An 11,641-nucleotide genomic window follows, 5' to 3' on the forward strand; every position below is an offset into this window, starting at 1 on the left:
GGATCGATCGAATGACTGACACCCGCAACGGCGAGGACAACGGCAAACTGCTTTATTGCTCCTTCTGCGGCAAAAGCCAGCATGAAGTGCGCAAGTTGATTGCCGGCCCCTCGGTATTTATCTGTGACGAGTGCGTCGACCTGTGCAATGACATCATCCGCGAGGAGGTGCAGGAAGCACAGGCAGAAAGCAGCGCGCATAAATTGCCATCGCCGAAAGAAATCAGCGGCATCCTTGACCAATACGTCATCGGTCAGGAGCGTGCCAAGAAGGTTCTCGCAGTAGCGGTGTACAACCACTACAAGCGCCTGAACCAGCGTGACAAGAAAAACGACGACGTTGAACTGGGCAAGAGCAACATCCTGCTGATCGGCCCTACGGGCTCCGGCAAGACCCTGCTGGCGGAAACGCTGGCGCGTTTGCTCAACGTACCGTTCACCATCGCCGACGCCACCACCCTGACCGAAGCCGGTTATGTGGGTGAGGACGTGGAAAACATCATCCAGAAGCTGTTGCAGAAATGCGATTACGATGTCGAGAAGGCCCAGATGGGTATTGTCTACATCGATGAAATCGACAAGATTTCGCGCAAATCCGACAACCCTTCGATTACTCGTGACGTGTCCGGCGAAGGCGTGCAGCAAGCCCTGCTGAAACTGATCGAGGGTACTGTGGCTTCCGTTCCGCCGCAGGGCGGTCGCAAGCATCCGCAGCAGGAATTCCTGCAAGTGGACACGCGTAACATCCTGTTTATCTGTGGCGGTGCATTCTCGGGGCTTGAAAAGGTCATCCAGAATCGTTCCACCAAAGGCGGCATCGGTTTCAACGCCGAAGTCCGCAGCAAGGAAGAAGGCAAGAAGGTTGGCGAGTCCCTGCGTGAAGTCGAGCCTGACGATCTGGTCAAGTTCGGTCTGATCCCGGAATTCGTGGGCCGTCTGCCGGTACTGGCAACTCTGGACGAGCTGGACGAAGCTGCACTGATGCAGATTCTGACCGAGCCGAAGAATGCGTTGACCAAGCAATACGCCAAGCTGTTCGAAATGGAAGGTGTGGACCTCGAGTTCCGCACTGACGCACTCAAGTCGGTTGCCCGTCGCGCGCTGGAGCGCAAGACCGGTGCCCGTGGCCTGCGCTCCATCCTCGAAGGCGTGTTGCTCGACACCATGTATGAAATCCCGTCGCAAACCGACGTGAGCAAGGTGGTGATCGACGAAAGCGTGATCGAAGGTACGTCCAAGCCGCTGTTGATCTACGAAAACAGCGAGCCACCTGCCAAGGCGGCTCCCGACGCGTAAGCCTTGCGGCTTCGCACCGGGCGACTGGATAGAAAAGGGCCCCTCGGGGCCCTTTTCGCATTTCACCGTCTCTTTCGCATTAACTCAATGTGGCGCTTGTTTTTTAGGGAAGCTACCCCCATCTTGGTTTTCAGCTCATTTCTATCTGTCCATGGCCTTAAGGCCGCCCTAGAGGCGAAATCATGAAGACGACCATTGAATTGCCTCTTTTGCCATTGCGCGATGTCGTGGTGTATCCGCATATGGTTATCCCGCTGTTCGTGGGGCGCGAGAAGTCCATTGAGGCCCTCGAGGCTGCGATGACCGGTGACAAGCAGATTCTGCTGCTCGCGCAAAGAAACCCTGCAGACGATGATCCCGGTGAAGACGCTCTTTATAGCGTGGGTACGATTGCAACCGTATTGCAGTTGCTGAAGCTGCCGGACGGTACTGTCAAAGTGCTGGTCGAAGGCGAGCAGCGTGGTTCCGTCGAGCGCTTCATCGAGGTGGACGGCCATTGCCGTGCCGAAGTGGCGCTGATCGACGAAGTCGACGCTCCCGACCGTGAATCCGAAGTGTTCGTGCGCAGCCTCCTGGCTCAGTTCGAACAATACGTGCAGCTGGGCAAGAAAGTCCCGGCCGAAGTTCTGTCGTCGCTCAACAGCATCGATGAGCCGGGTCGTCTGGTCGACACCATGGCGGCGCACATGGCGCTGAAGATCGAACAGAAGCAGGAAATTCTCGAAATCATCGATCTGCCAGCCCGTGTCGAGCACGTGCTGGCGCTGCTGGACGCCGAAATCGATCTGCTGCAGGTCGAGAAGCGCATCCGTGGTCGTGTGAAGAAGCAAATGGAGCGCAGTCAGCGCGAGTACTACCTGAATGAGCAGATGAAGGCCATTCAGAAGGAGCTCGGCGACAGCGACGAAGGCCACAACGAAATCGAAGAGCTGAAAAAGCGTATCGATGCCGCCGGTCTGCCAAAAGATGCCATGACCAAGGCCACCGCCGAGTTGAACAAGCTCAAGCAGATGTCGCCGATGTCGGCTGAGGCCACTGTCGTGCGTTCCTACATCGATTGGTTGGTGCAGGTGCCGTGGAAGGCTCAGAGCAAGGTGCGTCTGGACCTGGCGCGCGCCGAAGATATCCTCGATGCAGACCACTACGGTCTGGAGGAAGTCAAAGAGCGGATTCTCGAATACCTCGCCGTGCAGAAACGCGTGAAGAAGATTCGCGGGCCGGTGCTGTGTCTGGTCGGTCCTCCTGGCGTCGGTAAAACCTCGCTGGCCGAGTCGATCGCTCACGCCACCAACCGCAAGTTCGTGCGCATGGCGCTGGGCGGCGTGCGTGACGAGGCCGAGATTCGTGGCCACCGTCGTACTTACATTGGCTCGATGCCGGGTCGTCTGATCCAGAAGATGACCAAGGTCGGCGTGCGCAATCCGCTGTTCTTGCTCGACGAGATCGACAAGATGGGCAGCGACATGCGCGGCGATCCGGCGTCGGCTTTGCTCGAGGTGCTCGATCCTGAGCAGAACCACAACTTCAACGATCACTATCTGGAAGTCGATTACGACCTGTCCGATGTGATGTTCCTCTGCACCGCCAACTCCATGAACATTCCTGCGGCCCTGCTGGACCGTATGGAAGTGATTCGTCTGCCGGGTTACACCGAAGACGAGAAGATCAACATCGCCACCAAGTACCTTTCGCCCAAGCAGATCGCTGCCAACGGCCTGAAAAAAGGTGAAATCGAGTTCGAAGAAGAGGCCATACGCGACATTATCCGGTACTACACGCGTGAAGCCGGTGTTCGTAGCCTCGAGCGTCAGATCGCCAAAGTCTGCCGCAAGGCGGTAAAGGAGCACGCTCACGAGAAACGTTTCGCTGTCGTGGTCACCGCTGCGATGCTGGAAAACTTCCTCGGTGTGCGCAAATTCCGTTACGGCCTGGCTGAACAGCAGGATCAGATCGGGCAGGTGACCGGGCTGGCGTGGACTCAGGTGGGTGGCGAATTGCTGACCATCGAAGCCGCCGTGGTTCCAGGCAAGGGACAGCTGATCAAGACCGGTTCGCTGGGTGACGTGATGGTCGAATCCATCACTGCCGCGTTGACCGTCGTCCGCAGCCGTGCCAAAAGCCTGGGCATCCCTCTGGACTTCCACGAGAAGCGCGACACCCACATCCATATGCCGGAAGGGGCGACGCCCAAAGATGGCCCTAGCGCGGGCGTAGGCATGTGTACGGCGCTGGTTTCAGCGCTGACGCAGATACCGGTGCGTGCGGACGTCGCAATGACTGGCGAAATTACCCTGCGGGGTCAGGTGCTGGCGATCGGTGGTTTGAAGGAAAAACTGCTGGCCGCTCATCGCGGTGGAATTAAAACCGTGATCATTCCAGAAGAGAACGTGCGCGATTTGAAAGAAATTCCTGACAACATCAAGCAGGATCTGCAAATCAAACCGGTTAAATGGATTGACGAAGTCCTGCAAATTGCGCTGCAATACGCGCCGGAGCCCTTGCCGGATGTGGCTCCCGAGATGGTTGCGAAGGATGAAAAACGCGAGTCTGATTCGAAGGAAAGAATTAGCACGCATTAGTCTGGGGGCCCTTCCTTGACAGCTTTTTAGAGCCCTTGTTATAAAGCGGCTCTTCAAGCCTCATCAGGCCATACAGTGTTCGTTTGGCAACACCAAAAAACTTAGAAATATACTCAATATAGATATAAGGGGACTTAGAGTGAACAAGTCGGAACTGATTGATGCTATCGCCGCATCCGCTGACATCCCGAAAGCTGCTGCTGGCCGTGCGCTGGACGCAGTAATCGAATCCGTCACTGGCGCTCTTAAGGCTGGCGACTCTGTTGTACTGGTTGGCTTCGGCACTTTCTCCGTGACCGATCGTCCTGCTCGTACCGGCCGTAACCCACAGACCGGTAAGACTCTGGAAATCCCGGCTGCCAAGAAACCAGGCTTCAAAGCCGGTAAAGCTCTGAAAGAAGCGGTCAACTAAGTTTCTTTTTTACCTTTGCCCATCAGGACAGCGCTATCGCTGTTCTGGTCGTGAAGCGGCAAGTGCGGTTGGTCAAGCGCTGGCCTGTCACCTCAGGGGACGCTAATCCAAACCCTGTCCGCTTCACCTGTTACAAATGTTACGACGAGAAGGCGCATCCTCGGATGCGCCTTTCTTCTATCCGGAATCTACCCACGCTCCGCTCCGTGTGTCGCAGCTTTGAGAGTCGAGTACAAACCCTCTGGGGGACGCATGCTGCAGAATATCAGGGATAATTCACAAGGCTGGATTGCCAAGACCATCATCGGGGTCATCATCGCTTTGATGGCGCTGACCGGTTTCGATGCCATTTTCAGGGCCACCAGCCACAGTCAGGACGCGGCGAAGGTCAACGGTGAAGAGATCACTCAAACCGACCTGAGCCAGGCGGTTGAAATGCAACGCCGTCAGCTCATGCAGCAACTGGGCAAGGATTTCGATCCTGCAATGCTCAACGAACAGATGCTTCGTGAATCAGCCCTCAAGGGCCTGATCGACCGCAAACTGCTGCTGCAAGGCGCGGCCGACGCCAAGTTCGGTTTCTCCGAAGCGGCGCTGGATCAGCAGATTCTGATGACGCCTGAGTTCCAGGTTGACGGCAAATTCAACGCCGACCGTTTCGACCAGGTGGTTCGTCAGCTGGGTTACAGCCGTATGCAATTTCGCCAGATCCTCGGTCAGGAAATGCTGATCGGCCAGATCCGTGCCGGCGTTGCAGGCAGTGCTTTCATCACCGACGCACAGGTTGACGCGTTCGCTCGTCTGGAGAAGCAGACCCGCGATTTCGCGACGCTGACACTGCCGGCCGACCCTTCGAACGTGAAAGTCACGGACGACGAGATCAAAGCGCACTACGACCAGCACGCCAAAGAGTTCCTGAGCCCTGAGCAAGTGGTACTGGACTACATCGAACTGAAGAAATCTTCGTTCTTCGACAAAGTGACGGTCAAAGACGAAGACCTGCAGGCCGCCTACCAGAAAGAAATCGCCAATCTGGCTGAACAGCGTCGCGCTGCCCACATCCTGATCGAAGTCAACGACAAGACCACCGATGCCCAGGCCAAGGCCAAGCTGGAAGAGGTTCAGGCGCGTCTGGCCAAGGGTGAAGACTTCGCGGCATTGGCCAAGGAGTTCTCGCAGGACCCTGGCTCATCAAGCAAGGGCGGTGACCTAGGTTACGCGGGCAAGGGTGTTTACGACCCGGCCTTCGAAGACGCGCTGTATGCGTTGAACAAGGATCAGGTATCGGCGCCGGTGCGCAGCCAGTTCGGCTGGCATTTGATCAAGCTGTTGGGCGTCGAGGCTCCATCGGTTCCGACGTTAGCCAGTCTGAAAGAGAAACTGACCCACGATCTGAAATCGCAGCAGGTCGAGCAAAAATACGTCGACGCCAGTAAGAAACTGCAGGATGCCGCGTATGAAGCGTCCGATCTGGTTCAGCCTGCGGCGGATTTGGGTCTGAAGGTGCAGACCACTGCGCCGTTCGGTCGTGAGGGCGGCGAAGGTATTGCGGCCAACCGTGCCGTGATCCAGGCTGCGTTCAGCCAGGAAGTGATGGAAGAGGGTTCCAACAGCTCGGCTCTGGAACTTGATCCGGAAACCACGATTGTGGTGCATGTGAAGGAACACCGTCAGCCAGAGCAGTTGCCTCTGGAAGCGGTATCCAGTGCAATCCGCGCTCAGTTGACCAAAGAACACGCCAGCGATGCCGTCAAAGGCAAGGGCGAGCAGCTGTTGGCCGGTCTGCGTGACGGCAAGGTTCCTTACTCTGCCACCAAGCAGGAAGGCCAGAGCTGGAAGGTCGTGGAAGCGGCTTCCCGTAGCCAGGATGGAGTTGATCCTCAGGTGCTGCAGGCGCTGTTCCGTATGCCCAAGCCTGAGGGCAAGGACAAGCCGGTTTACAGCAGTCTGACGGCGGCTGACGGCAGCTTTGTGGTTGTGCGCCTCAATGGCGTGAATCAGGCGGCTCCGGCGACCGATGCAGAGAAGTCGCAGTATCGTCGTTTCCTGGCGTCTCGTGAGGGGCAGCAGGACTTCGCGGCGTACCGTGCTCAGCTGGAGGCGGCGGCGAAGATCGAGAAGTATTGATCCTCGTTAAACGCTGAAAAACAAAAAGCCCCGGCTCGTGAAAGTTGGGGCTTTTTGGTTTTTGGTTTTTGTTGGGGGTGGCGTTGCTATGGTGTGTATATCCGTTATCTGTGGGGGCGCGGATTATGGTTCCGCCCTTACGGCGGGTCACTTTTTCCAAGAGCCGAAAAAGTAACCAAAAAGGCCCTGCTCCTGGTTGGGTCCCTCCTTCGTCGGGATACCCGCACTCCGACGACGCTCCGTGGGCCCGCGCCGAACGGGCATCCATGCCCTGGCGGCGCTCTCGCGGCATCCATGCCGCTCGGCCCACTCCGCGTCGCCTGCGTTTGGCCTGCACCCAAGTCGCGATTGGCGGTGTCTGGGCTTTTTCTGATCGTCCCCACGCTCTGCGTGGTGACGCAGCGTATGACGCTCCGCGTCATTGAGACGCGGAGCGTCCCGTGAGGCATTCCCACGCAGAGCGTGGGGACGATCGGAATGCTCACCGCGAAGCGCGTTAGCGCCAGCCGATCAGGTGCAGAGCGCTGATTGTGTGAGCGACACGAATCGCGACTTTGGGAGGCCGAGCGCAGGCGTTGCGTAGGGGGCAGCGCGACATGGATGTCGCGCTAGCCGCCGTTCGGCCAGGGATGGCCGGTCGGCGGCGTGCCCCCGGAGCTACCCGCTACCCACCTCAAACAAACGAGCCGCCGAAGGCGGCCCGAGGATCAACCTTCCAGATCACCCATCGCGGTGGTGTTGAAACCGCCGTCGACGTACATGATCTCGCCGCTGACACCGGAAGCCAGGTCAGAGCAGAGGAAGGCGCCGGCGTTGCCGACTTCTTCAATGGTCACGTTGCGACGCAGCGGCGTCTGGGCTTCGTTGGCAGCCAGCATTTTACGGAAGTTCGAAATACCCGACGCCGCCAGCGTGCGGATCGGACCCGCCGATACCGCGTTGACGCGGGTGCCTTCTGGACCGAGGCTGCGTGCCAGGTAACGAACACCGGCTTCAAGGCTCGCCTTGGCCATACCCATCACGTTGTAGTTCGGCATGGTGCGCTCGGCACCCAGGTACGACAGGGTCAGCAGGCTGCCATTGCGGCCTTTCATCAGTTCGCGACCGGCTTTGGCCAGGGCCACGAAACTGTAGGCGCTGATATCGTGCGCGATGCGGAAACCTTCACGGGTGGTGGCTTGGGTGAAGTCGCCGTCCAGTTGGTCGCCCGGGGCGAAGCCAACGGAGTGCACGATGCAGTCCAGGCCGTCCCATTTCTTGCTCAGTTCTTCGAAGACCTTGGCGATTTCTTCATCGCTGGCTACGTCGCAAGGGAAGCACAGGTCGGCGTTCGAACCCCAGCTTGCTGCGAATTCTTCGACGCGGCCTTTGAGTTTTTCGTTCTGGTAGGTGAAGGCAAGCTCAGCGCCCTCGCGATGCATGGCGGCAGCGATGCCGGATGCGATGGACAGTTTGCTTGCGACACCGACGATCAGGACGCGCTTACCGGCGAGAAAACCCATGGTTTGTTCCTCTTCAGGTTAATCGACAGCTGCTGGTGCCAAAAACGCGGCTTCCAGCAACTGCTGTGTATAAGGATGTTGCGGTGCGGCGAAGATATCCTCTGCCACACCCTGTTCGACCACTTGGCCTTGCTTGACCACCATCAGTTGGTGGCTCAGCGCTTTGACTACCGCCAGGTCATGGCTGATAAACAAATACGTCAGGTTGTACTTGGTTTGCAGGGAGCGTAAAAGCTCCACCACTTGACGCTGAACGGTCCGGTCGAGCGCCGAAGTCGGCTCGTCCAGTAAAATCAGCGCCGGTTTTAACACTAATGCCCGGGCAATGGCGATCCTTTGCCGCTGTCCGCCAGAAAACTCATGGGGGTAGCGGTGCCGGGTATCCGGGTCCAGACCTACTTCCTTGAGCGCTTCGATCACCGCCGCTTCCTGCTCGACGGGCGTACCGATTTTGTGAATCCGCAGACCCTCGCCAACGATGTCGCACACCGACATGCGCGGACTGAGGCTGCCGAACGGGTCCTGAAACACCACTTGCATCTGGCGTCTTAACGGACGCACCTGATCCTGCTTGAGACACGCCAGAGATTCGCCTTGAAAGCGTATCTCGCCTTCGCTGCGAATCAACCTGAGAATTGCCAGGCCCAACGTCGACTTGCCCGAGCCGCTTTCGCCGACGATCCCCAGCGTCTGGCCCTTGGGTAGACTGAAGTGGATGCCGTCCACGGCCTTGACGTGATCGACGGTGCGCTTGAACACGCCTTTCTTGATCGGGAACCAGACTTTCAGGTCGTCGACTTCCAGCATCGGCGCGCCGGGAGCGTTGTTCGCCGGCCCGCCTTTGGGCTCGGCACTGAGCAGTTCTCGGGTGTACGGATGCTGCGGCGCGGTGAACAGCTCTTCGCACGATGCCTGTTCGACGATGCAACCGCGCTGCATGACACATACGCGGTTGGCAATTTGTCGAACCACATTCAAGTCGTGGCTGATCAACAGCAGTGCCATGCCAAGACGGCCCTGCAATTCTTTCAACAGTTTGAGGATTTTCAACTGCACCGTGACGTCGAGCGCCGTGGTCGGTTCGTCAGCGATCAACAGCTCCGGCTCGTTGGCCAAGGCCATGGCGATCATCACGCGTTGGCGCTGGCCGCCTGAGAGCTCGTGTGGCAGCGCTTTCAGACGCTTCAGCGGCTCGGGGATGCCGACCATCTCCAGCAGCTCCAGCGTGCGCCGTGTGGCGGCCTTGCCGGTCAGGCCCTTGTGCAGGCCGAGGACTTCGTTGATCTGCTTTTCGATCGATTGCAGCGGGTTCAGCGAGGTCATCGGCTCCTGAAAGATCATCGCGATGCGGTTGCCACGAATGGCGCGCATGCGTTTCTCGCTGACTGTCAGCAGCTCATTGCCCGCGTACTGGATCGTGCCGGTCGGGTGTCGGGCAAGAGGGTAGGGCAGAAGACGCAGGATCGAATGGGCGGTGACTGACTTGCCCGAACCGCTTTCACCTACGAGCGCCAGGGTTTCGCCCTTGGGGATATCGAAACTGATGCCTTCGACCACGCGCTGGACTTTGTCGCCCGTGACGAACTCGACGGACAGGTTGCGGATCTCGATCAGATTGTCCTGGGTCATGTCATTTCCTCGGGTCGAATGCGTCACGGGCGGATTCGCCGATGAACACCAGCAAACTCAACATGATCGCCAGCACGGCAAAGGCACTGATGCCCAGCCACGGCGCCTGCAGGTTGGATTTGCCCTGAGCCACCAGTTCACCCAGCGATGGGGAGCCAGCGGGCAGGCCGAAGCCAAGGAAGTCCAGCGCGGTCAGGGTGCCGATCGCGCCGGTGAGGATGAACGGCATGAAGGTCATGGTCGAGACCATGGCGTTGGGCAGGATGTGGCGGAACATGATCGCCCCGTTCTGCATGCCCAGCGCGCGTGCGGCACGAACATATTCCAGGTTGCGGCCGCGCAGAAACTCGGCCCGCACCACGTCCACCAGGCTCATCCACGAGAACAACAGCATGATGCCCAGCAACCACCAGAAGTTGGGCTGAACGAAGCTCGCCAGGATGATCAACAGATAGAGCACGGGCAGGCCTGACCAGATTTCCAGAAACCGCTGACCGACCAGATCCACCCAGCCGCCATAGAAACCCTGCAAGGCGCCGGCAATGACGCCGATGACCGAACTGAGCACCGTCAACGTCAACGCGAACAGCACCGAAACGCGGAAGCCATAAATCACCCGCGCCAGCACATCCCGGCCTTGATCATCGGTGCCGAGCAGGTTCTCTCGGGAGGGCGGGGCGGGCGCCGGGACTTTCAGGTCGTAGTTGATGCTCTGGTAGCTGAACGGAATCGGTGCCCACAGCGTCCAGCCACCCTTGGCGGCCAGCAGCTCCTTGATGTACGGGCTCTTGTAGTTGGCTTCCAGCGGGAATTCGCCGCCGAAGGTGGTTTCCGGGTAACGCTTGAACACCGGGAAATACCATTCGCCGTCGTAGCGCACGGCCAGTGGTTTGTCGTTGGCGATCAGCTCTGCGCCAAGGCTTGCCCCGAACAGGATTAGGAACAGCCACAGTGACCACCAGCCACGCTTGTTGGCCTTGAAGCGTTCGAAACGGCGTCGATTGAGAGGGGACAACGTCATATCAATGATCCCTGCGGTCGAAGTCGATACGTGGGTCAACCAGCGTGTAGGTCAGGTCGCCGATCAGTTTCACCACCAGCCCCAGCAGGGTGAAGATGAACAGGGTGCCGAACACTACCGGGTAGTCGCGGTTGATCGCGGCTTCGAAGCTCATCAGGCCGAGGCCGTCGAGGGAAAAGATCACTTCCACCAGCAGGGACCCGGTGAAGAAGATGCCAATGAACGCCGACGGGAAGCCGGCGATCACCAGCAGCATCGCGTTACGGAACACATGTCCATAGAGCACGCGACGCTGGGTCAGCCCCTTGGCCTTGGCGGTGATCACGTATTGCTTGCCGATTTCATCGAGGAAGCTGTTTTTGGTGAGCAGGGTCATGGTGGCGAAGTTACCGATCACCAGTGCCGTGATCGGCAGCACCAGGTGCCAGAAGTAATCACCGATCTTGCCCAGCCAGCTCAGTTCGTCGAAATTGCTGGAGGTCAGCCCGCGCAACGGGAACCAGTCGAAATAACTGCCCCCGGCAAACACCACGATCAACAGAATGGCGAACAGGAACGCCGGAATCGCATAGCCGACGATGATTGCCGAACTGGTCCAGACGTCGAAATGACTGCCATGTCGCGTGGCCTTGGCGATCCCCAGCGGGATCGACACCAAGTACATGATCAGCGTGCTCCACAAACCCAGGGAGATCGACACCGGCATCTTCTCGACGATCAGGTCGATGACCTTGGCGTCGCGGAAGAAGCTGTCGCCGAAGTCCAGCCGGGCGTAGTTCTTGACCATGATCCACAAGCGTTCCGGCGCCGACTTGTCGAAGCCGTACATGTGCTCGATTTCCTTGATCAGCGCCGGGTCAAGACCCTGGGCGCCGCGGTAGGTCGAGCCCGCCACGGACACCTCGGCACCGCCGCCGGCGATCCGGCTGGTGGCGCCTTCGAAGCCTTCGAGCTTGGCGATCATCTGTTCCACCGGGCCGCCGGGCGCGGCCTGGATGATCACGAAGTTGATCAACAAAATGCCGAACAGGGTCGGCACGATCAGCAGCAAGCGCCGCAGCATGTACGCCAGCATG

The 11,641-nt window shown here is 58.7% G+C and carries 8 protein-coding genes; 4 read left to right on the forward strand and 4 right to left on the reverse strand.

Annotated elements, in window-relative coordinates:
• Positions 1-11 precede the first annotated feature (11 nt).
• The 4 genes from clpX to BWR59_RS26535 all read left to right on the forward strand — a co-directional run bounded on the left by clpX (position 12) and on the right by BWR59_RS26535 (position 6,413).
• On the forward strand, positions 12-1,295 hold the full coding sequence (clpX, locus tag BWR59_RS26520) for an ATP-dependent Clp protease ATP-binding subunit ClpX (protein ID WP_081568662.1): 1,284 nt from the start codon (positions 12-14) through the stop codon (positions 1,293-1,295).
• 182 nt (positions 1,296-1,477) lie between these two features.
• The gene (gene lon, locus BWR59_RS26525; RefSeq protein WP_074759351.1) at positions 1,478-3,874 is read left to right on the forward strand and encodes an endopeptidase La; all 2,397 of its coding nucleotides are present in this window, start codon (positions 1,478-1,480) and stop codon (positions 3,872-3,874) included.
• Positions 3,875-4,013: 139 nt separating this feature from the next.
• On the forward strand, positions 4,014-4,286 hold the full coding sequence (locus tag BWR59_RS26530; RefSeq protein WP_003183171.1) for an HU family DNA-binding protein: 273 nt from the start codon (positions 4,014-4,016) through the stop codon (positions 4,284-4,286).
• Positions 4,287-4,538: 252 nt separating this feature from the next.
• On the forward strand, positions 4,539-6,413 hold the full coding sequence (locus BWR59_RS26535) for a SurA N-terminal domain-containing protein (protein WP_081568663.1): 1,875 nt from the start codon (positions 4,539-4,541) through the stop codon (positions 6,411-6,413).
• Positions 6,414-7,120: 707 nt separating this feature from the next.
• On the opposite strand, the gene fabI is transcribed toward BWR59_RS26535, so the two are convergent.
• The 4 genes from fabI to BWR59_RS26555 are packed head-to-tail and all read right to left on the reverse strand — an operon-like array spanning position 7,121 to position 11,640.
• Positions 7,121-7,915, reverse strand: coding sequence for an enoyl-ACP reductase FabI (gene fabI / locus BWR59_RS26540; RefSeq protein WP_081568664.1), 795 nt, complete (start codon positions 7,913-7,915; stop codon positions 7,121-7,123).
• An 18-nt stretch (positions 7,916-7,933) separates the two neighbouring features.
• Positions 7,934-9,544 carry an ABC transporter ATP-binding protein gene (locus tag BWR59_RS26545; protein WP_081568665.1) on the reverse strand — a complete coding sequence of 537 codons (1,611 nt, stop codon included), beginning with the start codon at positions 9,542-9,544 and terminating at the stop codon, positions 7,934-7,936.
• Position 9,545: 1 nt separating this feature from the next.
• Complete coding sequence (locus BWR59_RS26550; protein WP_081568666.1) at positions 9,546-10,565, reverse strand: ABC transporter permease; 1,020 nt, start codon at positions 10,563-10,565, stop codon at positions 9,546-9,548.
• Position 10,566: 1 nt separating this feature from the next.
• Complete coding sequence (locus BWR59_RS26555; RefSeq protein ID WP_081568667.1) at positions 10,567-11,640, reverse strand: microcin C ABC transporter permease YejB; 1,074 nt, start codon at positions 11,638-11,640, stop codon at positions 10,567-10,569.
• Between the last annotated feature and the right edge of the window lies 1 nt (position 11,641).

The organism is Pseudomonas sp. Bc-h, from assembly GCF_002080045.1.
Lineage (GTDB): Bacteria > Pseudomonadota > Gammaproteobacteria > Pseudomonadales > Pseudomonadaceae > Aquipseudomonas.